Source organism: Hydrogenophaga sp., from assembly GCF_026125785.1.
Classification (GTDB): Bacteria; Pseudomonadota; Gammaproteobacteria; order Burkholderiales; family Burkholderiaceae_C; genus Hydrogenophaga.
The window spans coordinates 36,638-62,679 of the sequence record NZ_JAHCKL010000006.1 but is presented as its reverse complement, the minus strand read 5'-3'; the positions used below and the strand labels follow the sequence as shown (position 1 = coordinate 62,679).

At 66.8% G+C, this 26,042-nt stretch carries 23 protein-coding genes; 13 read left to right on the top strand and 10 right to left on the bottom strand.

The genetic code is table 11. The features are described from left to right. Positions 1-13 precede the first annotated feature (13 nt). Together KIT53_RS08280 and KIT53_RS08275 are read left to right on the top strand one after the other, a co-directional pair. A complete protein-coding gene (locus KIT53_RS08280; RefSeq protein ID WP_297750437.1) occupies positions 14-913 on the top strand; it encodes a dienelactone hydrolase family protein in 900 nt (299 codons plus the stop codon). An 87-nt stretch (positions 914-1,000) separates the two neighbouring features. Then, on the top strand, positions 1,001-1,819 hold the full coding sequence (locus tag KIT53_RS08275) for a ZIP family metal transporter (protein WP_297750435.1): 819 nt from the start codon (positions 1,001-1,003) through the stop codon (positions 1,817-1,819). Between the two features lie 66 nt (positions 1,820-1,885). Here the strand turns inward: KIT53_RS08275 and KIT53_RS08270 are convergent, their stop codons facing one another. The 4 genes from KIT53_RS08270 to KIT53_RS08255 all read right to left on the bottom strand — a co-directional run bounded on the left by KIT53_RS08270 (position 1,886) and on the right by KIT53_RS08255 (position 7,556). After that, on the bottom strand, positions 1,886-4,438 hold the full coding sequence (locus KIT53_RS08270) for a PAS domain S-box protein (RefSeq protein WP_297750432.1): 2,553 nt from the start codon (positions 4,436-4,438) through the stop codon (positions 1,886-1,888). A gap of 133 nt (positions 4,439-4,571) precedes the next feature. Next, the gene (locus KIT53_RS08265) at positions 4,572-5,429 is read right to left on the bottom strand and encodes a sulfurtransferase (protein WP_297750429.1); all 858 of its coding nucleotides are present in this window, start codon (positions 5,427-5,429) and stop codon (positions 4,572-4,574) included. 26 nt (positions 5,430-5,455) lie between these two features. Beyond that, the gene (locus KIT53_RS08260; RefSeq protein ID WP_297750426.1) at positions 5,456-6,346 is read right to left on the bottom strand and encodes a DMT family transporter; all 891 of its coding nucleotides are present in this window, start codon (positions 6,344-6,346) and stop codon (positions 5,456-5,458) included. A gap of 55 nt (positions 6,347-6,401) precedes the next feature. Beyond that, entirely contained in the window at positions 6,402-7,556 is a 1,155-nt protein-coding gene (locus tag KIT53_RS08255) for an aromatic ring-hydroxylating dioxygenase subunit alpha (protein ID WP_297750422.1), read from the bottom strand. Between the two features lie 274 nt (positions 7,557-7,830). Here KIT53_RS08255 and KIT53_RS08250 point away from each other — a divergent pair, with 274 nt between their 5' ends. The 7 genes from KIT53_RS08250 to dut all read left to right on the top strand — a co-directional run bounded on the left by KIT53_RS08250 (position 7,831) and on the right by dut (position 15,232). Further along, on the top strand, positions 7,831-8,073 hold the full coding sequence (locus KIT53_RS08250; RefSeq protein WP_297750418.1) for an exodeoxyribonuclease VII small subunit: 243 nt from the start codon (positions 7,831-7,833) through the stop codon (positions 8,071-8,073). Positions 8,074-8,078: 5 nt separating this feature from the next. Beyond that, a complete protein-coding gene (locus tag KIT53_RS08245) occupies positions 8,079-8,975 on the top strand; it encodes a polyprenyl synthetase family protein (protein ID WP_297750790.1) in 897 nt (298 codons plus the stop codon). A gap of 62 nt (positions 8,976-9,037) precedes the next feature. Next, on the top strand, positions 9,038-10,936 hold the full coding sequence (gene dxs, locus KIT53_RS08240; RefSeq protein WP_297750415.1) for a 1-deoxy-D-xylulose-5-phosphate synthase: 1,899 nt from the start codon (positions 9,038-9,040) through the stop codon (positions 10,934-10,936). A 230-nt stretch (positions 10,937-11,166) separates the two neighbouring features. Continuing rightward, positions 11,167-12,246 (top strand): TRAP transporter substrate-binding protein, encoded by a 1,080-nt coding sequence (locus tag KIT53_RS08235; protein WP_297750412.1) that lies wholly within the window; start codon positions 11,167-11,169, stop codon positions 12,244-12,246. A 120-nt stretch (positions 12,247-12,366) separates the two neighbouring features. Continuing rightward, on the top strand, positions 12,367-12,969 hold the full coding sequence (locus KIT53_RS08230; protein ID WP_297750410.1) for a TRAP transporter small permease subunit: 603 nt from the start codon (positions 12,367-12,369) through the stop codon (positions 12,967-12,969). Next, a complete protein-coding gene (locus KIT53_RS08225; protein WP_297750787.1) occupies positions 12,969-14,753 on the top strand; it encodes a TRAP transporter large permease subunit in 1,785 nt (594 codons plus the stop codon). The genes KIT53_RS08230 and KIT53_RS08225 overlap by 1 nt, the downstream gene beginning before the upstream one ends. Positions 14,754-14,782: 29 nt before the next feature. Continuing rightward, the gene (gene dut, locus KIT53_RS08220; RefSeq protein ID WP_297750407.1) at positions 14,783-15,232 is read left to right on the top strand and encodes a dUTP diphosphatase; all 450 of its coding nucleotides are present in this window, start codon (positions 14,783-14,785) and stop codon (positions 15,230-15,232) included. A gap of 29 nt (positions 15,233-15,261) precedes the next feature. On the opposite strand, the gene KIT53_RS08215 is transcribed toward dut, so the two are convergent. Then, positions 15,262-15,816, bottom strand: coding sequence for a peptidylprolyl isomerase (locus KIT53_RS08215; RefSeq protein WP_297750404.1), 555 nt, complete (start codon positions 15,814-15,816; stop codon positions 15,262-15,264). A gap of 14 nt (positions 15,817-15,830) precedes the next feature. On the opposite strand from KIT53_RS08215, the gene KIT53_RS08210 reads away from it, so the two are divergent. Together KIT53_RS08210 and KIT53_RS08205 are read left to right on the top strand one after the other, a co-directional pair. Further along, positions 15,831-16,964 carry a cupin domain-containing protein gene (locus KIT53_RS08210; protein WP_297750401.1) on the top strand — a complete coding sequence of 378 codons (1,134 nt, stop codon included), beginning with the start codon at positions 15,831-15,833 and terminating at the stop codon, positions 16,962-16,964. Between the two features lie 22 nt (positions 16,965-16,986). Then, complete coding sequence (locus KIT53_RS08205) at positions 16,987-17,499, top strand: hypothetical protein (protein ID WP_297750398.1); 513 nt, start codon at positions 16,987-16,989, stop codon at positions 17,497-17,499. A gap of 10 nt (positions 17,500-17,509) precedes the next feature. On the opposite strand, the gene bamC is transcribed toward KIT53_RS08205, so the two are convergent. From bamC to KIT53_RS08180, 5 genes are all read right to left on the bottom strand, one after another. Further along, positions 17,510-18,631, bottom strand: a complete 1,122-nt coding sequence (gene bamC, locus KIT53_RS08200; protein ID WP_297750395.1) for an outer membrane protein assembly factor BamC — start codon at positions 18,629-18,631, stop codon at positions 17,510-17,512. 35 nt (positions 18,632-18,666) lie between these two features. Further along, positions 18,667-19,566 carry a 4-hydroxy-tetrahydrodipicolinate synthase gene (gene dapA / locus KIT53_RS08195; protein ID WP_297750392.1) on the bottom strand — a complete coding sequence of 300 codons (900 nt, stop codon included), beginning with the start codon at positions 19,564-19,566 and terminating at the stop codon, positions 18,667-18,669. Positions 19,567-19,633: 67 nt separating this feature from the next. Further along, a complete protein-coding gene (locus tag KIT53_RS08190; RefSeq protein ID WP_297750389.1) occupies positions 19,634-20,188 on the bottom strand; it encodes a class I SAM-dependent methyltransferase in 555 nt (184 codons plus the stop codon). A gap of 21 nt (positions 20,189-20,209) precedes the next feature. Then, positions 20,210-20,338: a hypothetical protein gene (locus KIT53_RS08185; RefSeq protein ID WP_297750386.1), complete on the bottom strand. Its 129-nt coding sequence runs from the start codon at positions 20,336-20,338 to the stop codon at positions 20,210-20,212. After that, the gene (locus KIT53_RS08180) at positions 20,335-21,573 is read right to left on the bottom strand and encodes an MFS transporter (RefSeq protein WP_297750384.1); all 1,239 of its coding nucleotides are present in this window, start codon (positions 21,571-21,573) and stop codon (positions 20,335-20,337) included. Before KIT53_RS08180 ends, KIT53_RS08185 begins: the two co-directional genes overlap by 4 nt. A gap of 155 nt (positions 21,574-21,728) precedes the next feature. Between KIT53_RS08180 and KIT53_RS08175 the strand changes: the two genes are divergently transcribed. Together KIT53_RS08175 and parC are read left to right on the top strand one after the other, a co-directional pair. After that, positions 21,729-23,699: a DNA topoisomerase IV subunit B gene (locus KIT53_RS08175; RefSeq protein WP_297750381.1), complete on the top strand. Its 1,971-nt coding sequence runs from the start codon at positions 21,729-21,731 to the stop codon at positions 23,697-23,699. After that, positions 23,699-26,041 carry a DNA topoisomerase IV subunit A gene (gene parC / locus KIT53_RS08170; protein ID WP_297750378.1) on the top strand — a complete coding sequence of 781 codons (2,343 nt, stop codon included), beginning with the start codon at positions 23,699-23,701 and terminating at the stop codon, positions 26,039-26,041. The genes KIT53_RS08175 and parC overlap by 1 nt, the downstream gene beginning before the upstream one ends. The last annotated feature ends 1 nt before the right edge of the window (position 26,042 follow it).

The window sequence follows — 26,042 nt, the reverse complement described above, 5'->3', positions numbered from 1 at the left end:
AGGAGACAAGACGATGCTCGAAGATCGGCACACCCAGGACCTGGAAGCACTGCTGCCCGGCCAGACCACCGAGGACGGCGCCACCCGCCGTACCGCCCTCAAGGCCGCGCTGGGCGTGGGCTATGCCGTCGCCGCGGCACCACTGATGGCGCAGACCGCCATCAAGACCCCTTCCGATGGCCTGACGGTGGGGGAGGTCATGATCGATGTGAACGGCTTCAAGATGCCTGCCTACCGCGCCGCTCCGGCTGGCAAGACCGGCCTGCCGGTGGTGCTGGTGCTGTCCGAAATCTTTGGTGTGCACGAGTACATCGCCGACACCACCCGCCGCTTTGCCAAGGCGGGCTACCTGGCCATTGCGCCCGAACTGTTTGTACGCCAAGGCGATGCCCAGGGCTATGGCGAGATGGCGAAACTCATCTCCGAGGTGATTTCCAAGGTGCCCGATGCGCAGGTGCTGGGTGATCTGGATGCCACGGTGAAGTGGGCGGCGGCCAACGGAGGCGATACCAGCAAGCTGGGCATCACCGGCTTCTGCTGGGGTGGTCGCCAGGTCTGGCTTTATGCCGCGCACAACCCGGCGGTGAAGGCTGGCGTGGCCTGGTACGGGCGTCTGGTGGGTGATGCAACCGAGTTCACCCCCCGCCAGCCGGTGGACGTGGCCGCAAAGCTGCACGGTCCGGTGCTTGGTCTGTATGGCGCGGCGGACACCGGCATCCCGCTGGACACGGTTGATAAGATGAAGGCTGCGCTGGCGGCTGGCAATGCGGCGGCGAAGGCGTCGACCTTCGTGGTGTATCCCGATGCGCCGCATGCCTTCCACGCCGACTACCGGCCGAGTTTCCGCAAGGAGCCGGCGGAAGATGGTTGGAAGCGGGCCCTGGCATGGTTCAAGCAACACGGTGTGGCCTGAGGCCTTTGTGCACCGTCCTGGGGCCGCCGAGAGCGGCCCTTTTTGTGTCTGAAGCACCGCTGAGTCTGGCCGTACCGAACGAACAACATGACCCTGATTGCGATCCTGATTGGAACTGTGGCTGCCGGTGTGGGCAGCGTGTGGCTGGCCGCGCTGCTGGGTTTTGCCATGCTGGCGCGGTTTACCCAGCACATGCTCAGCCTGGCGGCCGGTGCGCTGATGGCCACCGCCTTCATGCACCTGCTGCCCGAGGCCTTCGAGAGCGAGGCCAGCGCGCACGAGCTTTTTGCCCTGTTGCTGGGCGGACTGGTGTTCTTCTTCCTGCTGGACAAGGCCGAACTCTGGCACCACGGGCATGAGCACCGGCACGACGAGGCGCACGACCACGACCATGCCCAGGCCCATGGACACGACCACGGACATCACCATGGTCACCACCACCATGGCCCGCGGTCCGGTGGTTGGGCCGTGCTGGCCGGCGACAGCGTGCATGCCTTTGGCGACGGCATCCTGATCGCCTCCGCGTTCATGGCGGATCTGCGGCTGGGCGTGGTGGCCGCACTGGCGGTGCTGGCCCACGAGGTACCGCACCACATGGGCGATCTGGTGGTGCTGCGCCAGACGTCGGGCAACTCGCGCGCGGCGGCGCTGGTGAAGGTCTCGCTCGCGGGCACCGTCACCGCGCTGGGCGGCCTGGTCGGCTATTTCCTGCTGACCCGTCTGCAGGACTACCTGCCGTATTTCCTGGTGGCGGCCTCCAGCAGCTTCGTGTACGTGGCGCTGGCCGACCTCATTCCGCAACTGCAAAAGCGCCTGGGCCTGCGGGCCACCGTGGCCCAGGTGGCCTGGCTGCTGGGTGGCATAGGCCTGGTGACCGTCGTGAGCGGCCTGGCCCACTGGCACTGAGGCATTCGCCCTGGCATGGGCACTTCGCCCATGCCCTATACACCGGGGACAGCGTGTGAACAGACCCTAGCCGAGCCAGAAGCTGAAGGTGGCGCCCTCGCCGGGCTGGCTCTCACCCGTGATGGAGCCACCGTGGCGCTCGATGATCCGCCGCACCGTGGCCAGGCCAATTCCCGTGCCTTCGAACTCACTGGGCATGTGCAGACGCTGGAAGGGCTTGAAGAGCTTGTCGGCGTACGCCACGTTGAAGCCCACACCGTTGTCGCGGATGAAAAAGCGCTCAGGCTGGTCGCCCTGTGCTTCCAGACGGCCCCATTCGATTTCACTCACCTCGCGCGTGCGGCTGTATTTGACCGCATTGGCAAACAGATTCTCCAGTGCAATGCGTGTCAGGCGCGGGTCGCAATGGGCCCACAGCCCAGGGGTCAGTCGCAGGCGGATATCGCGTGCCGGATGCCTCTGGCGCTCCTGTTTGAAGACCTGCTCGGCCATCGCGCTGAGGTCCAGCAGTTGCCGGTCCAGTTTGCCCTGGCTCACGCGCGCGAGCGCCAGCAGATCGTTGATGAGCGTCCCCATGCGAGCGGTGGCCTGCAGCACGCGTTCCAGCAACTGCCGCTCGTCTGCCTGCAGGCGCTCGCCGGCGGATTCGTGCAGCAGTTGGGTGAACCCGTCGATGGCCCGCAGCGGTGACTTCAGGTCGTGCGAGACCGAGTAGGCGAAGGAGTCCAGCTCCGCGTTGAGGGTCTGCAGGTCGGCGGTGCGCTCGCGCACACGCTGTTCCAGCGTTTCATTGAACTGCTGGATTTCCCGGTCGCGGCGCAGCCGCACCAACTCGGCGTTCGCGCGGCTGGCAAAGATGGCGATCAGGGCCTGGGTGCCCTGGCCGATCTCCACCTCCCGGCCCCAGAGCGCGAAGATCACGCCGATCGGCGTACCGTCGGCATCGCGCAGCGCCTTGCCCAGGTAGGCCTGGCAACCCGAGGCGATCAGGCTGGTGGCCTGCGGAAACTGCTCCGCAAGACCGCTGGCACACACCAGCATGTCCTGCTGCATCAGCGTCTGGCCACAAGGAGTGCCCTGCGGGTTGAAGCTGAAGTTGGAGGCCGCGCTGCCGTGCTGTTCGATGGCCAGCGTGCGCACGCGGCCATCTTCACGGCATTCGCCAATCACCACCATGTCCGCTTCCACCGCTTCGCCCAGGTGGCGCGTGAGTGCGCCGAAGAAGGCCTCTCCGGTTTCCGCCGCGACACCGCGCGCCACGTTCAGCAGCAGGGCCTCGCGCCGCTTTTCATCGCTGATGTTGACGGTGCACGAGAGGATGCAGCGCTCGCCGTCCACCTCCACCAGCTCCGCCCACACGCGGGTGTCCACCAGATGCCCATCCTTGTGCCGCATGCGCGTCTCGTAGCCATCGATGCGGCCCTCGCGCAGCAGCTTGGCGACGAAGACCTCCCGGTCTTGCTGCGTCAGCCAGGCGCCGATTTCCACCGATGTCTTGCCCTTGTGCTCTTCGGGCGAGAGTCCCTGGGCTTTGTCTTGTGCCCGATTGACCTCGATGAAAGATCCGTCCGCCAGCCGGGTCAGCGTCATGTTCAGCGGACTGAAGTTGAAGGCCTTGGAGAATCGCTCCTCCGAACGGCGCAGGCGCTCCAGCACCTCGTTCTGCGCGCTGACGTCGGCGATGGTTGTGATGATGAGCCTGTCTTCGCGGTCGTCGCCCATCTCGCTGGAGATCAGGGCATCGAAGACACTGCCGTCGGCGCGCAGACCCTGGGCCGGGTATTGCTCGGCTCGCCGCGCGGTGAACAGGTAGGCCATGAAGGTCTCGCGCTCTTGGGGCCGCGCCCACAGAAACGCGTCCTGGCGGCCCAGGACCTGCGCGCGCTGGTAGCCGTAGCACCGCTCGAAAGCCGGGTTGACGTCCAGGATCATGCCCGAGCGTGCCGACTGCGCCACCATGGGAATGGGGTTGGTGCGGAAGATGCGGGCGAAACGCTCCAGGTTGCGATCGCGTTCCTGCTCCGTCTTCTTGCGGCGCTCCAGTTCCGCCATCTGGCTGCGGTGCGCGTCGCGTGTGCGCATGCGGCTGTGGTAGACCATGATGGCCACCACCAGCAGCGTGGCGGAGTAGATGATCCACACCCGCACGCCGACCTCGAAGTACGGCCTTCCCGGCAGCAGGCCTTGTACTTCGGCCCAGGTGAGCAGTCCCAGCACCGCCACGGTGGCGATCAGCGTCACGAGCAGCGCGGTGCGTTCGAGAAAGATGCCCGCGCCGACCACCGCGCCCACGAACAGAAAACCCACCGCGGTGCGCACCGATCCATACGTCAGCACCGAGAAGATGGCGGTGAGCAGAAGGCCCGCGACGATGATGTGGGCCACCAGGCGCAGGTAGCCCTTGCGCACCAGCAGGTGGCAACTGCCCGCGATCAAGGCCAGGATGGCGGATACCCAAGCCTCGCGCTGGCCTGGCGGGGCCAGCAGCAGGTCTGCCACAGCCACGAACACGGCGGCCACGCCGATCAGCATCGTGAGCAGCAGCATGGTTGCCTTGCTGCTGCGGTGGCCGGTGATGTCGTGGTTGGAGGTCTCCTGCGGAGTCAGGCGGCTGGGCATGGGGCTGGCGAGGACCTGGGCCGGGGTTGGCGAAAGGAGGTCCTGTTGGAAATATCGGCTTTCTGCAGGCGCTCTTGAGGCGGGTTGGCCAGCGACCTCAGCGGGGGCGTGAAAGACATGCTGTCCTTCAAGGTCAGCCTTGTGCGCGAGGCGTTCCGGGGGTATTGCTCCATTCGCTCCAGCTGCCCGGGTACAGCCGGGCGCGACCCAGTCCGGCGAGTTCCATGGCGATCAGGTTGGGGATCGCACTCACGCCGCTGCCGCAGTGGTGAACGACGCTGGCGGGGTCGCGACCCGCCAGCAGGCGGTGAAACTCGGCGCGCAATTCGTCCACCGGCCGGAATCGGCCATCGGGGGTCACGTTCAGGCCGAACGGGCGATTCAGGGCCCCCGGAATGTGGCCGGCCACCGGGTCCAATGGCTCGGTTTCGCCGCGGAAGCGGGCAGGTGCCCGCGCATCGATCAAGGTCAACCCGGGTCGGCCCAGCGTGTCCAGGATGTCCTGGGTGGAGGCGGTGTGGGCCAGCGGTGGACGCAACTCGAAGCGGGTCGTGGCGGGGGCGCTTGCAGGGCCCTGCGCAATGGCGCCGCCGGCCGCTTTCCAGGCGGGCAGCCCGCCATCGAGCACCGCCACGGCCTCGTGGCCGCTCCACTTGAGCATCCACCAGAGGCGTCCGCAGTAGTTGGCCCCCTGGCGGTCCAGCACCACCACCTGCGCATCGTTGGACACGCCCAGGTCGCCCAGGCGCCGTGCGAAGGTCTCGCGCGATGGCAAGGGGTGACGCCCCCCGCTGGCACGGTCTGCGCCGGTCTTGTCGCTCAGGTGCCGGTCCAGATGGACGTAGAGCGAGCCGGGGATGTGCTCGGCCTCGAACTGCGCCTGGCCGGCGTCGGCGTTCATGAGGTCAAAACTGCAGTCGAGCACGCTCAAGGGTCGGCCGCTGTCCATCAGTTGCCGCAGCTCGGCGGCGGAAATCAGGGTGGTGTACATGTCCGCATTGTGCGGCAGAGCGGTATTCAGTGCTCTTCTGCCGGGGCATTGGGTACGGCGCGTGCGCGCAGCACCGAAGCCGCGACACCGCTGGCCACGATCAGGAGCATGCCGAGCCAGCCGACCAACGGGATGTGCTCGCCAAACAGCAGCAGGCTGTAGAGCGCGGCGAACACGATGCCGGTGTAGTGCAGGCTTGCCGCGACCATGGTGGCGCCACGCGAGTAGGCGCGTGTCAGGCAGAGCTGGCCCAGCACCGCCAACAGGCCGATGGGCAGCAGCCACAGCGCCGAGGGCCAGTGCCAGTCGCTGATGCCCGTGAAGGCCATACCCATCCCGCCCACCAGCGTGGCACAGAGCGAAAAATAGAACACCACGCGGCTCTCCGGTTCGCCCGCGCGCGAAAGCGCCGCCACCTGGAGATAGGCCAGGGCCGCGAACACCCCTGACAGCAGGCCCACGAACGCGCCCACCACCTGGTCTTCGTTCAGGGACGGCCGCAGCATCAGCGCCACGCCAGCAAAGCCGGTGATCACCGTGAGAAAGAGCGGGCCTTGCTGACGGATGGGCGCGTTGCGGCCTTGCATGAGCAGCGCGCCACCCAGCAGAAAGGTCGCGATCCAGACGCTGCTCATGTAGTTCAGCGTCATGGCGGTGGGCAGGGGCAGGTGGGCGATGGCGTAGAACCAGGTGGTCAGCGAAATCACGCCCACCACGCCGCGCCAGGCATGCATCATGGGGACGCTGGTGCGCAGGGAGATGCCTTGCATGCGCGCCATGCCCATGAGGAAGACCATGCCCAACAGGCCGCGGTAGAACACGACCTCGAAGCTGTTGAAGTACGCCGCGGCGTACTTGATGCACACCGCCATGGAGGCGAAGAGCAGCGATGCCAGGACAACCCACCAGGCCTGCATGTTCAGGCTCCCGGGGCCAAGGTGGGGCGGACTGGCAAGCGAATGGGCCGCTCCTTCAGTCTTCGAGCGTGGGGGCACCGGCCATGTGCCGGCGGTACCACTCGTGGAAGTGCTGCATGCCGTCTTCCATCGGGCTCTGGTAGGGCCCCACCTCGTTGTCGCCACGCGCCAGCAGCGCCTTGCGCCCCGCATCCATGCGTTCAGCGATCTCGTCGTCCTCGATGCAGGTCTCCATGTAGGCCGCGCGCTGCGCCTCCACGAACTCGCGCTCGAAGGCGGCGATTTCCTCCGGGTAGTAGAACTCCACCATGTTGAGCGTCTTGTCCACGCTGATCGGGTGCAGCGTGGAGACCGTCAGCACATGCGGGTACCACTCCACCATGATGTGCGGGTAGTAGGTCAGCCAGATCGCGCCATGTTCGGGCACCTGGCCCTGGCGGTATTGCATGAGCTGCTCGTGCCAGCGCTGATAGACCGGGCTGCCAGCCTTGCCAAGCAGGTTGGCTGCGCCCACGGTCTGGACCGAGTACCCGGGCTTGAACTCCCAGCGAAGGTCCTCGCAGGTGACGAAGCCACCCAGACCCGGGTGGAAAGGCGCCACGTGGTAATCCTCCAGGTAGACCTCGATGAAGGTCTTCCAGTTGTAGTTGCACTCGTGCAGTTCCACGTGGTCGAGCACCATGCCCTCGAAGTCGAGCGCGGCGCGCGGCCCCATGTCGGCGAGGTCGGCGGTGACGTCGCGGCCGTTGTCCTCGAACAGCAGGCCATTCCATTCACGCAGCGGGTAGTTGCGCAGGTTCAGGCAGGGGTCTTGCTCGAAATGGGGCGCGCCGAGCAACTGGCCGGCCTGCTCGCCATGCACGCCGCTGTAGGTCCAGCGGTGCAGGGGGCAGACGATGTTGCCGCCCGCGCTGCCGCTGCGGGTCTCCATCAGGTTGCCTCGTCCGCGCAGCATCTGGGCCTGGCGGTGGCGGCAGACGTTGGAGACCAGTTCGATGCCGCTGGCGGTGTGCACCAGGGCCCTGCCGCCGTTTTCCTGCGGCAGTGCGTGGTAGTCCCCCTGCTGGGGTACCGAGAGTGAGTGCCCCACATACCGGGGCCCGCGCTGGAAGAGTGTTTCCTTTTCGCGCTGGAACAGCGCCTCGCTGAAGTAGCTGGAAACCGGAAGTTGGCTTGCGGCCTGCTGCAGTTGAAGACTTAAATCAGACATCGTGGTCCTGACCTAGAGACTCCCCCTATGAAGGGGCAGGGTAAGCGCTGTGCTCGTCAGACGAATTCGCGCGGGGTGGGTGAAGTGGTGCGTCCCTCCGGGCCACGGGGCCCGTCAGTATGAGAAGAGGAAAAAAGAGGGCGGATTGTACCCCGGGGGTGAACGGGGCGTCCTGGGCATAAAATGGCGCTTGCAAGCGGCGTGCCCGAACCCTTTCGGGGTGCCCGAGGCACCGCCGCCCGCCGGCCTCCACGGCCCACGACGACAGAATCCTATGACCACATCCCCAGCCCCCCGCTCCGCGCGTGCGCCGGCCAGCTACGAGGCAGCCCTTGCGGAACTCGAGAAGCTGGTGGCGCAGCTCGATGGCGGCCAGCTTCCCCTGGACCAGTTGCTCACCCACTACCAGCGGGGCGCCGAACTGCTGGCCTTCTGCCGTGCCCGGCTGGACGCGGTGGAGCAACAGATCAAGGTGCTCGAAGGCAACGAGCTCAAACCCCTGGACGGTTCCCCGTGAGCGCGGTGCTGTCGGACCAGGGTGCGTTTGTCGCCTGGCGGCAGGCCCGACAGGATGCGGTGGAAGCCGCGCTCTCGGAATGGGTTTCTGCCGACGCGCCGGCCGGGCTGGGCGACGCCATGCGCTACGCCGTGCTCGATGGCGGCAAGCGGCTGCGCCCTTTGCTGGTGCTGGCCGCGAGCGAGGCCGTGGCGGGCTCTGCCGAGGCGGCCATGCGTGCCGCGTGTGCGGTTGAACTCATCCACGCCTATTCGCTGGTGCACGACGACATGCCTTGCATGGACAACGACGTGCTGCGCCGGGGCAAGCCCACGGTGCACGTGCGGTACGGCGAGGCCCAGGCCCTGCTGGCCGGCGATGCCTTGCAGGCCCTGGCCTTCGAGTTGCTGGTGCCGGACGATGGCAGCGTGGGGCCGGCCATGGCCGCTCAGCTGTGTCGCCAGATGGCCCGGGCTGCCGGCGCGAACGGCATGGCCGGCGGTCAGGCCGTGGACCTGGCCAGCGTGGGCCACGTGCTGGACCAGCCCGCGCTCGAGGCCATGCACCGCAAGAAGACAGGTGCCCTGCTGCAGGCCAGTGTGCTCATGGGCGCGGCCACCGGCCAGGCCGATCGCGACGTCCTGGTTCATCTGGCGCGCTACGGGGCCAGCCTCGGCCTGGCGTTCCAGGTGGTGGACGACGTGCTCGATGTCACTGCCGACTCGGCCACGCTGGGCAAGACGGCAGGCAAGGACGCCGCCGCCGACAAGCCGACCTTCGTGTCCCTGCTGGGCCTGGAAGCGGCCCAGGCCTATGCCGACTCCGTGATCGATGAGGCGCACCAGGCCCTTGACCACAGCGGCCTGCCCGATGCCGGCATCCTGCACGCGCTGGCCGACTGGGTGGGCCGGCGTGCCTATTGACGATCCCAAAAGACGACCCCAAGACCCCTCGCGCGGCACCACAACATCCCATGACCCTGCCCATGAGCTCTCTGCTGTCCACCATCGAGTCGCCGCAGGACCTGCGCCGCCTCAGCCGAGCCCAGCTGCCGCCGCTGGCCGATGAATTGCGCAGCTTTCTGCTGGACAGTGTGGCGCGCACCGGTGGGCACCTCAGTTCCAACCTCGGCACGGTGGAGCTCACCGTGGCGCTGCACTACGTCTTCAACACGCCGGAGGACCGGCTGGTCTGGGACGTGGGCCACCAGACCTACCCGCACAAGATCCTTACCGGCCGGCGCGACCGCATGGATACGCTGCGCCAACTCGGTGGCATCAGCGGCTTCCCGCGCCGTGACGAGAGCGAGTTCGATACCTTCGGCACCGCGCATTCCTCCACCAGCATTTCCGCCGCGCTGGGCATGGCGCTGGCCGCCAAGCTCAAGGGCGAGGGGCGCCGTTCGGTGGCCATCATCGGCGACGGCGCCATGACCGCGGGCATGGCGTTCGAGGCGCTGAACAACGCGGGCGTGGCCGATGGCCGTCTGCTGGTGGTGCTCAACGACAACGACATGTCGATCTCGCCGCCGGTGGGCGCGCTCAACCGCTACCTCGCACAGCTCATGAGCGGCCAGTTCTATGCCGCCGCCAAGAGCGTGGGCAAACAGGTGCTCAAGGGGGCGCCACCCCTGTTCGAGCTGGCCAAGCGGCTCGAAGAGCACGCCAAGGGCATGGTGGTCCCGGCGACGTTGTTCGAGAAGTTCGGTTTCAACTACATCGGTCCCATTGACGGGCACGATCTGGATTCGCTGATTCCCACGCTGGAGAACATCCGGCACTTGCTCGATTCCGACAGCGGGCCGCAGTTCCTGCACGTGGTCACCAAGAAGGGGCAAGGCTACAAACTGGCCGAGGCCGACCCGGTGGCTTACCACGGACCGGGCAAGTTCGACCCCGCTGTCGGACTGACCAAACCGGCCACGCCACCCAAGACCACCTTCACCCAGGTGTTCGGCAACTGGCTGTGCGACATGGCAGCGGCTGACCCGCGCCTCATCGGCATCACGCCCGCGATGCGCGAGGGCTCGGGCATGGTCGAGTTCGAACGCCGTTTCCCGGCGCGCTATTTCGACGTGGGCATTGCCGAGCAGCACGCGGTGACCTTTGCCGCCGGCCTCGCCTGCGAAGGACTCAAGCCGGTGGTGGCGATCTACTCGACCTTCCTGCAGCGAGCCTACGACCAACTGATCCATGACGTTGCCCTGCAGAACCTGCCGGTGGTGTTCGCACTGGACCGAGCCGGCCTGGTGGGGGCCGACGGCGCAACACACGCAGGCGCCTACGACATTGCGTTTCTGCGCTGTATTCCGAACATGGCGGTGGCCTGCCCTGCCGATGAGGCCGAGTGCCGGCAACTGCTCAGCACCGCATTTGCGCAAAACCACCCGGTGGCGGTGCGCTACCCGCGCGGTGCCGGTGTGGGCGCGGCGCAGCCGCCTGGCCTCGAAGGCTTGCCCTACGGTCGCGGCGAACTGCGGCGTCAGGGGCGTGGCGTGGCCATTCTTGCTTTCGGCACGCTGCTGTACCCGGCCCTGGCGGCAGGTGAAAAGCTGGGGGCCAGCGTGGCGAACATGCGCTGGGCCAAGCCGCTGGATCTGGACCTGTTGCGCGAACTGGCCCGCACGCACGAGGCCATCGTGACGGTGGAGGAGGGCTGCATCCAGGGCGGTGCGGGCTCGGTCGTGCTGGAGGCGCTGCAGGCCGAAGGCGTCACGCTGCCGGTGCTTCAGCTGGGCCTGCCCGACGAGTTCATCGAACATGGCGACCCGGCAAAGCTGCTGGCCTTGCAGGGGCTGGATGCGCAAGGCATCGAGGCCTCGGTCCGCACGCGTTTCGGCGCGCTTCTGCAGCAGGTGCCGACATCCCTCAAAGCCGTAGGCTGAACGGATCACGCACCTGCGCGTGCACCAAAACAGGGGCAGGCTGGCACGAGGCTGTCAGAAAGCTTGCAAGAGGCTGAACGCCTTGCACCAGCGAGGCGTTTTTCGAGGGAAAACCCCCGAATCCCCCCTCAGGTCCGTTTCTACAATGGCCTCTGACCCCTTCGGTCTGCGGCCCTGTCCCTGTGCATGGGCCGCTTGTGTATCCATACCCAACTTCGGAGTCAATCAACATGGATCGTCGTTCCCTCATCAAGCACACCGGCATCGCAGGCGTGCTGGCCGCAGGCGTGGCACCTGCCGTGCATGCCCAGGCCACCATCCGCTGGCGCCTGGCCTCCAGTTTCCCCAAAGCCCTCGACACCATCTATGGCGCGGGTGAGGTGTTCGCCAAGAAGGTGGGCGAGATGTCGGGTGGCAAGTTCACCATCTCGGTGCACCCGGGCGGCGAGCTGATGCCTGCTTTCGGCGTGGTGGACGGCGTCCAGGAAGGCACCGTGGAGTGCTGCCACACCGTGCCTTACTACTTCTTCGGCAAGGACCCGACCTTCGCGATCGGCGCGGCCATTCCCTTCGGCCTGAACAGCCGCCAGATGAGCGCCTGGATGTTCGAGGGCAACGGCCTCAAGCTGATGCGCGAGTTCTACGCCAACTACAACATCATCAACTTCCCCAACGGCAACACCGGCGCCCAGATGGGCGGTTGGTTCCGCAAGGAGCTCAAGACCCTCAACGACATGAAGGGCCTGAAGTTCCGCATCGGCGGCTTCGCCGGCAAGATCGTCGAGCGCCTGGGCGCGGTGCCCCAGAACATTCCTGGTGGCGAGATCTACCAGGCGCTGGAGAAGGGCACCATCGACGCGGCCGAGTGGGTGGGCCCCTACGACGACCAGAAGCTGGGTTTCTACAAGGTGGCACCCTACTACGTGTACCCCGGCTGGTGGGAAGGCGGCCCGCAGGTGGACGTGTTCATCAACCGCAAGGCCTATGACAGCCTGTCTGCCGAGAACAAGGCCATCGTCGAAGCCGCATCGGCCTTCGCCCACGTGGACATGCAGGCCAAGTACGATGCCCGCAACCCGGTGGCGCTCAAGCAGCTGGTGGCCAACAAGGCCAAGCTGGTGCCGTTCCCCAAGGCCATCATGGACGCAGCCTTCAAGGCCTCCATGGAGGTTTACAACGAGTTGAACAACACCAACCCGGCCTGGAAGAAGGTCTACACCGACTACGCCAACTTCCGCCGCGACCAGAACCTCTGGTTCCGTTTCACGGAAGCGCGTTTCGACAGCTACATGCAGTCCGCCAAGCTGTAAGGCGCTTCGCCTGCGCAGCGCAGCACCAAGCCCCGCCTCGGCGGGGCTTTTTGCAACAGCCCGGTCTGTTGAGGCTGTTTAGACTTCCAGGTTCTCTTTCAACTCCCTTCGGGTAGTTCCATGCCGCTCCTACTACAGATATCTCGCCTGATCGACGCCGTGAACGACCTGATCGGCAAGCTGGCCATGTGGCTGATCCTGGCGACCACGCTGATCAGCGCCGGCAACGCCATTGTTCGCAAAGTGTTCAACACCAGTTCCAACGGCCTGCTGGAAATCCAGTGGTATCTCTTCGCCGCCGCCTTCATGCTCGGTGGTGGCTACGCCTTCCTGCGCAACGCCCACGTGCGCATCGACTTCCTCTCCAGCAAGTTCAGCCCGCGCATGCGCCACTGGGTCGACATCGTGGGCATCGTGGTCTTTCTGCTGCCGCTGTGCTACATGATGGCCTCCCTGGGCTGGCCCTTGTTCGAGCGTGCGTGGGATACGGGCGAAATGTCTTCCAACGCGGGTGGCCTGATCCGCTGGCCGGTGTATGGCCTGATTCCCCTGGGCTTTGCCGTTCTGTTTGCGCAAGGCGTTTCAGAACTGATCAAGCGCGTGGCCTTCCTCACCGGGCATGGACCGGACTTGCTGAGCCATGAAGGGCCCAGCGAAGTGGAGCAGCTTGCTGAAGAACTGGCCCATTCGGACAAGGCCCGCCAGGCGGGAGTCGCATCATGATGGAACTGGTGGCAAACAACTTTGTGCCCGTGATGTTCGCGGGCCTGCTGGTCTTCCTGCTCATGGGTTTTCCGGTGGCGTTCTCCCTGGCGGCCACCGGTCTGTTCTTCGGCCTGATCGGCATGGAGGCGGGGCTTTTCCCGTCCAACCTGTTCCAGGCGCTGCCGCTGCGCGTGTTCGGCATCATGCAGAACGACACGCTGCTGGCCATTCCCTTCTTCACACTGATGGGCATCATCCTGGAGCGCAGCCGCATGGCGGAGGACCTGCTCTCCACCGTGGCCCAGGTGTTCGGTCCGGTGCGCGGCGGCCTGGCCGTCGCCGTGATCCTGGTGGGCGCACTGCTGGCGGCCACCACCGGCGTCGTGGCCGCCGCCGTGATCTCCATGGGGCTGATCTCGCTGCCCATCATGCTGCGCTACGGCTACAACCGCTCCATCGCGACCGGCACCATCACCGCATCGGGTACCCTGGCCCAGGCCATTCCGCCTTCGCTGGTGCTCATCGTGCTGGCCGATCAATTGGGTCGGTCCGTGGGCGACATGTACGCCGGCGCGCTGATCCCCGGCCTGCTGCTCGTGGGGCTCTACATCGCATTCGTCGCAGGAGTCGCCATCGTGCGGCCCAAGTGGGTGCCCGCCCTGCCGGCAGAAGCCCGCATCTACAACGAGCCCGATGGCTCCAGCGGACACCGTTCCCTGCTCGTGCTGCTGCTCATCTGCGCCGCCGCCAGCGTGGTCTGGTCGCGGATGCACGAGAGCATCATGAACCCGCTGATCGGCCGCGAGGTCCCTGCGCCGGGAGACGAGACCCTGATCATGTCGATCACGATCGGCTCGCTGCTGGCCCTGGTGCTGGCGCTGATCAACCGCATTGCGCGGCTGGGCCTGCTCTCCCGCCTGGCCGAACAGGTCACGTTCGTGCTGATTCCGCCGCTGGTGCTGATCTTCCTGGTGCTCGGCACGATCTTCCTGGGCATTGCCACGCCCACGGAAGGCGGTGCCATGGGTGCGCTGGGCGCGCTCATCATGGCCGCCTCGCGACGCAGCCTGTCGTGCAGCCTGCTCAAGCAGGCGCTGGAGAACACCACCAAGCTGTCCATCTTCGTGCTGTTCATCCTGATCGGCTCGACGGTGTTCAGCTTCACCTTCAACGCCGCCGATGGCCATGTCTGGGTCGAGCACCTGTTCGACAAGCTGCCGGGCGGACCCATGGGGTTCCTGCTGTTCGTGAACCTGCTGGTGTTCGTGCTCGGCATGTTCATCGATTTCTTCGAGATCGCCTTCATCGTGGTGCCGCTGCTGGCGCCGGTGGCGGACAAGCTCGGCATCGACCTGATCTGGTTTGGTGTGATCCTCGCGATGAACCTGCAGACCTCGTTCCTCACGCCGCCTTTCGGCTTTGCGCTGTTCTACCTGCGCAGCGTCGCGGCGCGCAGCGACTACACCGACGCGGTGACCGGGCAGCGCATCCCCGCAGTGAGCACGGCGCAGATCTACAAGGGGTCCATCGCCTTCATCATCCTGCAGCTCATCATGGTCGCTGTGGTGGTGCTCAACCCGGGTCTGGTGACTGGCAACCTGGAGGCCAAAGTCCATGTGGACGACGCCGAGGTAAGCGACATGCTGCGCAACATGCCGGGTCTGGACACACCTTCGTCGCATGAAGACGAGGAGAAGGCCGAGGAGGAAGAGGCCGAGGGTGCCGAAATGCCCGAACCGGAAGCCTCGGAGCCGGCAGACGACCCCGCCAAGGCCCTTGAAGAGAGCCTCAAGAAACCCTGACGATATGGCCCACGGGCCGGAGTGAACACATGCAGATCGACGTGAAGGTGCTGGACCCGCGCATGGCGGGCCAGTTGCCCGCCTACGCCACCGCGGGCAGCGCGGGACTGGACCTGCGCGCCTGCCTGGACGTGCCGCTCACGCTCGCGCCCAACGCCTGGCAACTGGTGCCCACGGGCCTGGCCATCCACCTCGCGGACCCTGGCTACGCCGCCATGATCCTGCCGCGCTCCGGACTGGGCCACAAGCACGGCATCGTGCTCGGCAATCTGGTGGGGCTGATCGACAGCGACTACCAGGGCCAGCTCATGGTGAGCGCCTGGAACCGCAGCGACGTGCCCTTCACCATCGAACCCATGGAGCGCATTGCGCAGATGGTGATCGTGCCGGTGGTGCAGGCGCGGTTCAACGTGGTGGACGACTTCGCCGCGGCGAGCGAACGGGGCGCCGGAGGTTACGGCTCCACGGGGCGCGGCTGATCCGGCCGTTCCCGCACCCGGTTCTGGCTTTAATGAAGGGTGCGTGAACCGGGCGCCTGCGGCCCGTCGTCGGGTTCCTCGCCATCCTGCGGCCCGACTTCCATGCGGAAGAAGCCGGTGCCCAGCGTGCCGCGTCCGACCTCGCTCTCCTCGGCCTCGCGCACGGCATGCACCTTGAGCGCGATGCGCAGGGCGATTCCGGCCAGCGGATGGTTGCCGTCCAGCACCACATGTTCCGGGTAGATGTCGCTCACGAAATAGAGGCGATCCCTGGGTGCGCTGGGGTTGCAGCCTGCCGGCAGGCCCTCGAAACCCATGCCTTCTTCGAGGTTCTCGGGAAAGAGGTTGCGGGGCTCCAGGAACAGCAACCGGTCGTCGTAGTCGCCGAAGGCGTCCATGGGTTCGAGCTGCAGCTCGACCGTGTCGCCCGCCGAATGGTTGAGCAGCGCTTCTTCGATCTTGGCCAGCAAGTCGTTGCCGCCGACCAGGAACTCCACCGGCTCGTCCAGCACATCGAGTTCCTCGCCCAAGGTGTCCTTGAGGGTCCAGGTCAGCGCGACCACGCATTGTTGGTTGATTTTCATCCGACAATTGTCCCATGACCCTCACCATGGAATCCAGCGCCACGGCTCTGCCCACCGCCTTGCTGGGCGGCCTCTCCCCCGACGCCTTCATGCGCCGGCATTGGCAGAAGAAACCCTTGCTCATCCGGGGCGCCATCCCGGGCTTTGTTCCTCTGGTCTCACGCCCGGAGCTGTTTGCGTTGGCGGCGCGGGAAACGGTGGAGTCCCGGCTCATCGTGCGCAAGCCGGCCGGCTGGGATTTGCGCCACGGCCCGTTCAACCGTCTGCCCCCTCTGAAGCGCCCGGCCTGGACACTGCTGGTGCAGGGGGTGGACCAGCATCTGCAGGCGGCCCATGAACTGTTGCAGCGCTTTCGCTTCGTGCCCGACGCGCGGCTGGACGATCTCATGATCTCCTGGGCCAGTGACGGCGGTGGGGTGGGACCGCATTTCGACAGCTACGACGTCTTCCTGCTGCAGGCCAGCGGGCAGCGGCTCTGGCGCATCGGCCGCCAGACCGACCTGTCGTTGCAGCCGGACGTGCCGCTGAAAATCCTGCGCCATTTCGAGCCCGAGGAAGAACACCTGCTGGGCCCGGGCGACATGCTGTACCTGCCGCCCCGCTGGGCGCACGACGGCGTTGCCGTGGGTGGCGACTGCACCACCTATTCGATCGGTTTTCGCGCGCCGCAAAGAGGAGGCCTGGCTGGTGAACTGTTGCAGCGCATGGCCGATGACCTGGAGGACGAGACGCTCTACCGCGACCCACGGCAAGCGGCCACCGACCACCCCGCCGCCATGCCCGTGGCGCTGCAGGATTTCGCGCGGGACGCGCTGCAGCGCCTGCTGGCCGACCCACGCTCGCTCGCTTGCGCACTGGGCGAGGTGATGACCGAACCCAAGCCGCAGGTCTGGTTCGACGAGGCGCAAGGCGATTGGCGGCCCGGCGCTGTGCGGCTGGATCGGCGAACCCGCATGATGTACGACGAGCACCATGTGTTCATCAATGGCGAGAGCCTGCGCGCGGGCGGGGCCGACGCCCGTCTCATGCGCACCCTGGCCGACCGCCGCAACCTGTCGGCGCGCGAGGTCGCTCGCGCCAGCGCAGACGCTCAGGCGGTGCTGCGGGACTGGTTCGAAGCGGGCTGGCTGCGGCGCGCAGACGATTGAACCCAAACGGTGGAGGTGCTTCATGGAACCGCAGGACCCGGATGCCCCACCGCCGCCGCTGCCTGAGGGTCGACGGGAAGGCCGCGCCCAGTTCAGCGACCTGGTGCGTCAGGCTTTCGCCACCGCAGCCACCGAAGGCTGGAAGCACATCGTGGTGTGCGACGGTGATTTCGCCGACTGGCCATTGGGTGAGCGCGAGGTGGTGGCTTCGCTGAACGCCTGGGCGAAACAGGGGCGCACCCTGCACATGATCGCCCGCCAATACCGCACCTTGCGCGAGCAGCAACCTCGCTTCGTGCAATGGCGCGTCACCTGGGGGCACCTGTTCGAGGCGCGTGTCTGCGCCGGCGCTTCGGTGGATGAACTGCCCAGCCTGCTGTGGTCACCGGGCTGGACAATGGAGCGGCTGGATGCCGTGCGCGGTGTCTGCGTCGCCAGCCGCGATCCATCGCGCCGTGTGGCGCTGCAGGAAAACCTGGAGGGCTGGTGGATCAAGGGGACGCCGGGTTTCCCGGCGTCCGTGCTCGGTCTCTGAACGCCCCGGCTTACTTCAGGTCGTCGGCCAGCAACTGGGCGATGCGTTGGGCACTCGCCGATCCGTCGGGCTTGCCCTGGCTGTCCAGCACCGAGACCGTGGTCTTGTTGGCGGCATCGCTCTTGACCACCACGCGGTAGCGTGCTGCGCTGGCTTCGGGTGTGGACGAGCCGAACAGGCGGCTGAAGAAGCCGGGCTTGGCGGCCGTGACCGGTTCGACGTAGCGCACGAAGTACGTGCCCTGGCTGCGGTCGCGGTCCTCGACCGTGAAGCCGGTGCGGTCCAGCGACAGGCCGACGCGGCGCCAGGCGCGATCGAAGTTGTCGTCGAACTGCACCACGGGCGCGTTGTTGACCATGGTCACGCGTGCGGCCGCCTGTGCGGGCGCGGTGGCGGTCACCGCCTTGGCCTGGGCTTCGCTCACGCCCAGTTTGACCATGAGGCGGCGCAGGAACTCGGTTTCCAGTTCGACATCGGCCGGGCGCGGCTGCCATACCGTCTGGTCCTTCTGCGTGGTGGAGTAGACCTCGACCATGCCGCGGTGGCTGATGTAGATCTCGGTGCCACCCGACGGCGTGCGCTCCAGGCGGGTGCGGAACTTGTCGCGTTCGCCGGTTGAATAGAGGCTGTCGAAGAGCTTGCCGATGGTGGAGCGGATGATGTCCTGCGGCAGCTTGGCGCGGTTTTCTGCCCAGTCGGTTTCCATGATGCCCAGGGCTTCCTGGTCGACGTCGAGCAGGAAGCCGTTCTCCTGCCAGAAATCGCGGATCGGGCTCCAGAGCTTGTCGGCCGGACGGTCCACCACCAGCCAGCGCTGCGTGCCTGCGCGCTCGATGCGCACGTCACCCACGGTGACCGCGGCGGTGCCCGCTGCGGTCGCTGCGGGCTGGGCGGTCTGGTAGCCGCTGGCCGTGACGACCGAACCCGGCACGTTGTAACGCGAGTCGCGGCTGAGCTGGGTCAGGTCCGGCGGCACGTCCAGCGTGCTGCCGCGCGCCGCGCTCTTGTAGTCGATCTTGTCTTCCTGGAAGACGGAGCAGCCCGACACCACCAGGGCGGCTGCGGCCACCAGGCTGAGGCGGCCCGCCAAGTGGCGCGAAGAAGGTTGCGGTTTCAGGGAACGGAAGGACATGGAGCAGGCTCGCTAGGAACGGTGAGAGGGCGCGGTCAGGACAGAAGGCCGCTTTGGCGCAAGGCACCTTCGACCACGGGCACCAGTTGGCGCGACATCGGCGTCATGGGCAGGCGCATGGTTTCCTGGCACAGGCCCATGCGCGACATGGCCCACTTCAGCGGAATCGGGTTGGCTTCTACGAAGAGCTGCTTGTGCACCGGCAGCAGGCGCAGCTGGATGTCCATGGCCCGGCGGGCATCGCCCGCGATGGCCGCCACGCAGAGTTCGTGCATGAGGCGCGGCGCGATGTTGGCCGTCACGCTCACGTTGCCCTGGCCGCCGCAGAGCATCAGGGCCACGGCGGTGGGATCGTCGCCCGAATAGATGGCGAAGCCCTTGGGGGCTTCCCGGATCAGCCATTGGGCGCGCTCGATATGGCCGGTGGCTTCCTTGATGCCGACGATGCCGGGCACCTGCGCCAGGCGCAGCACGGTGTCGTGCTGCAGGTCGGCCACGGTGCGGCCAGGCACGTTGTAGAGCACGATCGGCAGGTCGCCTACGGCCTCGGCGATGGCCTTGAAATGCTGGTACTGGCCTTCCTGGGTGGGCTTGTTGTAGTAGGGCACCACCTGGAGCTGGCAGTCGGCGCCGACGCTGCGCGCGAACTTGGCCAGCTCGATCGCCTCGGCCGTGGAGTTGGCGCCGCAGCCCGCCATGATGGGCACGCGCCTGTCGCCGTGGGTGCGGGCCTGTTCCACGGCGACCCGGATGATCTCGCAGTGTTCCTCCACCGTGACGGTGGGTGACTCGCCCGTGGTGCCCACCACGCCGATGCAGTCGGTGCCTTCGGTGATGTGCCAGTCGATCAGTTTGCGCAGGGTGGGGTAGTCCACGCTGCCGTCTTCCTGCATGGGCGTGACCAGGGCGACGATGCTGCCGGTGATGGTTGTCATGTTGAGGAGTCCAAGGTTGGCGCCAAGTCCGTCAGCCGACGGGCCCCTGGCGCGCGAATCACGCATTCTACTCAGCGGTACCGAGCGGATACCGCTGGGGGGAGCCGGGCGGGACAGGACGTTTTCGGACCGCCGCGATGCGCTGGACGAAGCGCTCCGGGTGGTCGCAGAAGCCGTCTTCATAGGCCACCACATGCAGACCCTCGCAGGCGTGCAGGAGTTCACCGTGGTGCAGCAGGAAATCCGGCCGCGAGGGCTTGCCCACGCTCTCGTTGCCTTCGGCGAAGGTCTCGTAGATCAGCACGCCGCCCTCGGCCACGGCCGCCACGATGGAGGGCAGCAGGGGGCGCCAGAGGTAGTTCGTCACGACCACGGCACCGAAGGTTTCGCCTTCGAAGGGCCAGGGTCCGTTCTCGATGTCGACCTGCAGCACGCGTCCGAGTGCGCGCACCGCCTCGATGGCCTGCGGCGAGCGGTCCACGCCCGTGACGGTGTGCCCGCGCTGTGCGAACCAGCGCATGTGCCGGCCATGCCCGCAGGCCACGTCCAGCACGCTGGCATTGGCGGGCAGGAGGTGCGACCAGCGCCGCACCCAGGCCGAAGGGGCTTCAGTACCGTGCATGCAGACAGATGCCCGGAGCCTTCAAAAGCAGCTCCAGAGCTGGTCGGCCAGGCTGACCAGAAAGTCCGGGCGCTGGTAGAGCGCCAGCGTGGCCAGCAGGCCCAGGGCCACGGCAGCCCAGGCCAGGGCGCGGGCGGCGGCACGGTTCACGCCGCGGCTCCCACGCGCTGCGGCGCGCGTGCGATAGGCGTTTCGCGCACAGGCAGGTTCACCAGGCCAGCGAACACGCCCAGGGCAATGGCCATGTACCAGACGATGTCGTAGCTGCCGGTGTGGTCGTACAGCACACCGCCCAGCCAGACGCCCAGGAAGCTGCCGATCTGGTGGCTGAAGAAGACGAAGCCGCTGAGCATGGACATGTGCGCCACGCCAAAGATCTGCGCCAGCACCGCGTTCGTCGGCGGCACGGTGGAGAGCCACAGCACGCCCATGACGGCGGCGAAGATGTACACGCTCATCGGGGTCAGTGGCGCGGCGAGGAAGATGGCAATCACGACCGCGCGCGCGAAGTAGATGAAGGCCAGGATGTGGCGCTTGGCCAGGCGCTGGCCGAGCGCGCCCGCCGCGTAGGTGCCCACCACGTTGAACAGCCCGATGAGGGCCAGCGCATAGCTGGCTACCTGCGGCGACAGGCCGTGGTCCTTGAGGTAGCTGGGCATGTGCACGCCGATGAAGACCACCTGGAAGCCGCAGACGAAGTAGCCCGCCATCAGCAACTGGAAGCTGCGGTAGCGGAAGGCTTCGCGCAGCGCCTGGGCGACAGTCTGTTCGCGTGCCTGCGCCTGCGCACTGGCGAAGCCCGGCTCGCGCAGGCCCAGCGCCAGCGGCACGATCAGCAGCACCACCACGCCCAGGAACAGCAGCGCCTGCTGCCAGCCCAGTCCGCTGATCAGCAGGCCTTCGACCGGCACCATCAGGAACTGGCCGAAGGAGCCGGCGGCGGCGGCCACGCCCATGGCCCATGAACGCCGCTCGGCCGGGATCTGGCGCCCGATCACGCCGTAGATCACCGCATAGGTGGTGCCGGCCTGGGCCGCACCGATGAGCACGCCGGTGGTGAGGGCGAAGCCCAGCGGGGTGGTGCTCAAGGCCATGCCCGCCATGCCCAGGGCGTAGAGGAGGGCGCCACCGGCCAGCACGCGGAAAGCGCCGAAACGGTCGGCCGCCATGCCGGCGAAGATGCCGAACAGGCCCCAGGAGAGGTTCTGGATCGCCAGTGCGAAGGAGAAGGTCTCGCGCGACCAGCCCTGGGCCTGGGTAATGGGCTGAAGCCACAGGCCGAAGCCATGGCGAACGCCCATGGACAGGGTGACGATGAGGGCGCCGCAGGCCAGCACCTGCAGGGCGGACAGGCGTGGGGCTGGGGAGGTGGTGGCAGAGGACATCCGGGAAATGTAGCGAAGAAGGCAGAGGCTTGCGCGCGTGGGCCCTTGACATCGGACGCCGGGATTGATGATTCGGACGCATGGATGGTCCGATCGGCATGAGGTCTGTATTTGCATACAGTGGTTGGGGGCTGGCGCGCATACAATCCGCCCCCATGGCGACCCAAACACCCAACGAATACTCCGAAGGCTCGATCCGCGTCCTCAAGGGGCTGGAGCCGGTCAAGCAGCGTCCGGGTATGTACACCCGGACGGACAACCCGCTGCACATCATCCAGGAAGTGCTCGACAACGCGGCCGACGAGGCCCTGGCTGGGCACGGCAAGAAGATCAAGGTGACGCTGCACACCGACGGTTCCGTCAGCGTCGAAGACGATGGGCGGGGCATTCCCTTTGGCCTGCACCCGGAGGAAAAAGCGCCGGTGGTGGAACTGGTGTTCACGCGCCTGCACGCGGGCGGCAAGTTCGACAAGGGCAAGGGCGGGGCCTACAGCTTCTCTGGTGGGCTGCACGGTGTTGGCGTCTCGGTCACCAATGCGCTGTCCACGCGCCTGGAGGTGAGCAGCTTCCGCGAAGGCCAGGTGGCCCGCATCGCCTTCAAGGCCGGTGACGTGGCCGAACCGCTGGCGGTGGCGCCGCGCGGCGAGACCGACCGGCGGCAGGGCACCACAGTGCGCGCCTGGCCCGACGCGAAGTACTTCGAGTCGGCGGCACTGCCCATGGGCGAGCTCACCCACCTGTTGCGCAGCAAGGCGGTGCTGATGCCCGGCGTGAGCGTCACGCTGGCCAACGAAAAGACGAAGGAAACCCAGACCTGGCTCTACAAGGGCGGCCTGCGCGACTACCTGCAGCAGACCCTGCCGGCCGACCCGGTGATCCCGCTTTTCGAAGGGGAGGGTTATGCCGATGCCGGGCACGACAGCTTCGCCGAGGGCGAAGGGGCCGCCTGGTGCGTGGCTTTCACCGAAGACGGCCAGCCGGTGCGCGAGAGCTACGTCAACCTGATTCCCACCAGCGCCGGGGGCACGCACGACAGCGGCCTGCGCGACGGCCTGTTCCAGGCGGTCAAGAGCTTCATCGAGCTGCATGCGCTGCTGCCCAAGGGGGTGAAGCTGCTGCCCGAGGATGTGTTCGCGCGCGCTTCCTACGTGCTGTCGGCCAAGGTGCTCGACCCGCAGTTCCAGGGCCAGATCAAGGAACGCCTGAACTCGCGCGACGCCGTGCGCCTGGTCGGCAGCTTCGTGCGGCCGGCGCTCGAACTCTGGTTGAACCAGCACGTGGACTACGGCAGGAAGCTGGCCGAGTTGGCCATCAAGGCGGCGCAGACCCGCCAGCGCGCCGGCCAGAAGGTCGAGAAGCGCAAGGGCTCGGGAGTGGCCGTGCTGCCCGGCAAGCTGACCGACTGCGAGAGCCGCGACCTGTCGCACAACGAGGTGTTCCTCGTGGAAGGCGACTCCGCCGGCGGCAGCGCCAAGATGGGCCGCGACAAGGAATGCCAGGCCGTGCTGCCGCTGCGCGGCAAGGTGCTCAACACCTGGGAGGTCGAGCGCGACCGCCTGTTCGCCAACACCGAGATCCACGACATCGCGGTCGCCATCGGTGTCGATCCGCATGGCCCTGGCGATGCGCCGGACCTCAGCGGACTGCGCTACGGCAAGATCTGCATCCTCTCCGACGCCGATGTCGATGGCTCGCACATCCAGGTGCTGTTGCTGACGCTGTTCTTCCGCCACTTCCCCAGGCTCATCGAGGCGGGCCACGTGTACGTGGCGCGCCCGCCGCTGTTCCGCGTGGACATTCCTGCGCGTGGCAAGAAGCCCGCAGCCAAGCAGTACGCGCTGGACGAGGGTGAACTGCACGCCATTCTGGACAAGGCCGCCAAGGAAGGCGTGCCGCGCGAGAAATGCCAGATCAGCCGCTTCAAGGGCCTGGGCGAGATGAGCGCCGAGCAGCTCTGGGACACCACCCTCAACCCCGACACCCGCCGCCTCATGCCCGTCACCCTGGGCGGGCTGGATTTTGCCGCCACCGAAGCCCTGATCACCAAACTCATGGGCAAGGGCGAAGCCGGCTCGCGCCGCGACCTGATGGAACGCCACGGTGACTCCGTGGAAGTGGATATCTGATGTCTGAACTGAACAACCCCGAACTGCCGCTGTCCCCCGCCGAACCCGAGGACGGGCTGGGCAGCTACGCCCAGCGCGCCTACCTTGAATACGCGCTCTCCGTCGTCAAGGGCCGCGCCCTGCCGGACGCCTGCGACGGCCAGAAGCCCGTGCAACGCCGCATCCTCTACAGCATGGAGCGCATGGGGCTGGGCTACTCCGGCAACACGGCGGCGCGCCCGGTCAAGAGCGCGCGCGTGGTGGGCGATGTGCTGGGCCGTTTCCATCCGCATGGCGACCAGGCCGCCTACGACGCGCTGGTGCGCATGGCGCAGGACTTTGCGCAGCGCTACCCATTGATCGACGGGCAGGGCAATTTCGGCAGCCGCGACGGCGACGGCGCAGCCGCGATGCGCTACACCGAAGCGCGACTGGCCAAGATCACCACGTTGCTGCTGGACGAGATCGACGAGGGTACGGTGGACTTCGTGCCCAACTACGACGGCTCCACCGAGGAGCCCAGGCAATTGCCGGCGCGGTTGCCTTTCAGCCTGCTCAACGGCGCCAGCGGCATCGCGGTGGGGCTGGCCACCGAGATTCCCAGCCACAACCTGCGCGAAGTGGCCGATGCCTGCGTGGCGATGGTGAAGAACCCGAAGCTGACCGACGAGGACCTCTTCGCCCTGCTGCCCGGGCCGGACTATCCCGGTGGTGGCCAGATCATCAGTCCGGCGAGCGACATTGCCGACGCCTACCGCACGGGGCGTGGCAGCCTCAAGGTGCGCGCGCGCTGGAAGATCGAGGATCTCGCACGGGGCCAATGGCAGCTCGTGGTCCAGGAACTGCCGCCCGGCGTGAGCGCGCAGAAAGTGCTGGAGGAAATCGAGGAACTGACCAACCCCAAGGTCAAGGCGGGCAAGAAGGCGCTCACGCAGGACCAGACGCAGCTCAAGGCCAGCATCCTGGCGGTGCTCGACGGTGTGCGCGATGAGTCCAGCAAGGACGCGCCGGTGCGCGTGGTGTTCGAACCCAAGAGCAGTCGCATCGAACAACAGGAACTCATCACCGCGCTGCTGGCGCACACCAGCCTGGAAACCTCCGCGCCGATCAACCTGACCATGGTGGGCCTGGATGGCCGGCCGACGCAGAAATCTCTGCGGCAGATGCTGGCCGAATGGATCGAGTTCCGCCAGGGCACCATCACCCGCCGCTCGCAGCACCGCCTGAACAAGGTGCTGGACCGCATCCACATCCTCGAAGGGCGGCAGCTTGTGCTGCTCAACATCGACGAGGTGATCGCCATCATCCGGCAGAGCGACGAACCCAAGGCCGCGCTGATCGAACGCTTCCGCCTGAGCGACCGGCAGGCCGAGGACATCCTGGAGATCCGTCTGCGGCAACTGGCGCGGCTGGAGGCCATCAAGATCGAGCAGGAACTCAAGAACCTGCGCGAAGAGCAGGGCCGGCTCGAGGACATCCTGGCCAACCCTGGCAGCCTCAGGCGCCTCATGGTCAAGGAGATCGAGGCCGACGCCAAGACCTTCGCAGACGAGCGCCGCACCCTGATCCAGGCTGAGAAGAAGGCTGTGGCCGAAATCAAGGTGGTGGACGAGCCGGTGACGGTGGTGATTTCCAGCAAGGGCTGGGCGCGTGCGCGCACCGGCCACGGCCACGATGCGGGCAGCTTCGCCTTCAAGGCCGGCGACGGCCTGTACGGCACCTTCGAATGCCGCACCGTGGACACGCTGATCGTGATCGGCAGCAACGGCCGTGTCTATTCGGTGCCGGTCGCCAACCTGCCCGGAGCGCGCGGGGATGGCCAGCCCATCACCACGCTGATCGACCTGGAAAGTGGCACGCAGCCCTTGCACTACTTCGCGGGCCCGGCCCAGGCCGCGCTGCTGCTGAGCAGCAGTGGCGGGTACGGTTTCCTGGCGACGGTGGAGAACATGAGCTCGCGCCAGCGCGGCGGCAAGACTTTCATGAACCTGGGTGAGGGCGAAACGCCCTGCGCGCCCTCGCACGCGGCGTTTTCTTCCGGCGGCCAGCCGCTGGCGCCGGCCACGCACGTGTGCTGCGCCTCCACCGGCGGACGCATCCTGACCTTCGAGATCGGTGAACTCAAGCTGATGGAAAAGGGGGGGCGTGGATTGATGCTGATCGATCTCGAACCCAAGGATGCCCTGGCCGGCGCTGCGGCCTACACGCGCAGCGTGAAGATCGAAGGCCTGGGCCGTGGCGGCAAGGAGCGCGATGAAACGCTGGAGATCCGCAGCCTGAACAACGCGCGCGCGGCGCGCGGGCGCAAGGGCAAGGCGGCGGACCTGGGCTTCAAGCCCGCTCGCGTCACACGCGTGGAGTAAG

Bases quoted from the DNA above. Each gene is read 5' to 3' on its own strand.
- KIT53_RS08190 (WP_297750389.1), bottom strand. From the start codon at position 20,188: ATGCACGGTACTGAAGCCCCTTCGGCCTGGGTGCGGCGCTGGTCGCAC.
- KIT53_RS08215 (WP_297750404.1), bottom strand. From the start codon at position 15,816: ATGAAAATCAACCAACAATGCGTGGTCGCGCTGACCTGGACCCTCAAG.
- KIT53_RS08250 (WP_297750418.1), top strand. From the start codon at position 7,831: ATGACCACATCCCCAGCCCCCCGCTCCGCGCGTGCGCCGGCCAGCTAC.
- KIT53_RS08180 (WP_297750384.1), bottom strand. From the start codon at position 21,573: ATGTCCTCTGCCACCACCTCCCCAGCCCCACGCCTGTCCGCCCTGCAG.
- KIT53_RS08205 (WP_297750398.1), top strand. From the start codon at position 16,987: ATGGAACCGCAGGACCCGGATGCCCCACCGCCGCCGCTGCCTGAGGGT.
- dapA (WP_297750392.1), bottom strand. From the start codon at position 19,566: ATGACAACCATCACCGGCAGCATCGTCGCCCTGGTCACGCCCATGCAG.
- KIT53_RS08225 (WP_297750787.1), top strand. From the start codon at position 12,969: ATGGAACTGGTGGCAAACAACTTTGTGCCCGTGATGTTCGCGGGCCTG.
- KIT53_RS08280 (WP_297750437.1), top strand. From the start codon at position 14: ATGCTCGAAGATCGGCACACCCAGGACCTGGAAGCACTGCTGCCCGGC.
- KIT53_RS08210 (WP_297750401.1), top strand. From the start codon at position 15,831: ATGACCCTCACCATGGAATCCAGCGCCACGGCTCTGCCCACCGCCTTG.
- KIT53_RS08260 (WP_297750426.1), bottom strand. From the start codon at position 6,346: ATGCAGGCCTGGTGGGTTGTCCTGGCATCGCTGCTCTTCGCCTCCATG.
- KIT53_RS08255 (WP_297750422.1), bottom strand. From the start codon at position 7,556: ATGTCTGATTTAAGTCTTCAACTGCAGCAGGCCGCAAGCCAACTTCCG.
- KIT53_RS08230 (WP_297750410.1), top strand. From the start codon at position 12,367: ATGCCGCTCCTACTACAGATATCTCGCCTGATCGACGCCGTGAACGAC.
- dxs (WP_297750415.1), top strand. From the start codon at position 9,038: ATGAGCTCTCTGCTGTCCACCATCGAGTCGCCGCAGGACCTGCGCCGC.
- KIT53_RS08175 (WP_297750381.1), top strand. From the start codon at position 21,729: ATGGCGACCCAAACACCCAACGAATACTCCGAAGGCTCGATCCGCGTC.
- KIT53_RS08270 (WP_297750432.1), bottom strand. From the start codon at position 4,438: ATGCCCAGCCGCCTGACTCCGCAGGAGACCTCCAACCACGACATCACC.
- parC (WP_297750378.1), top strand. From the start codon at position 23,699: ATGTCTGAACTGAACAACCCCGAACTGCCGCTGTCCCCCGCCGAACCC.
- KIT53_RS08265 (WP_297750429.1), bottom strand. From the start codon at position 5,429: ATGTACACCACCCTGATTTCCGCCGCCGAGCTGCGGCAACTGATGGAC.
- KIT53_RS08235 (WP_297750412.1), top strand. From the start codon at position 11,167: ATGGATCGTCGTTCCCTCATCAAGCACACCGGCATCGCAGGCGTGCTG.
- dut (WP_297750407.1), top strand. From the start codon at position 14,783: ATGCAGATCGACGTGAAGGTGCTGGACCCGCGCATGGCGGGCCAGTTG.
- KIT53_RS08275 (WP_297750435.1), top strand. From the start codon at position 1,001: ATGACCCTGATTGCGATCCTGATTGGAACTGTGGCTGCCGGTGTGGGC.
- bamC (WP_297750395.1), bottom strand. From the start codon at position 18,631: ATGTCCTTCCGTTCCCTGAAACCGCAACCTTCTTCGCGCCACTTGGCG.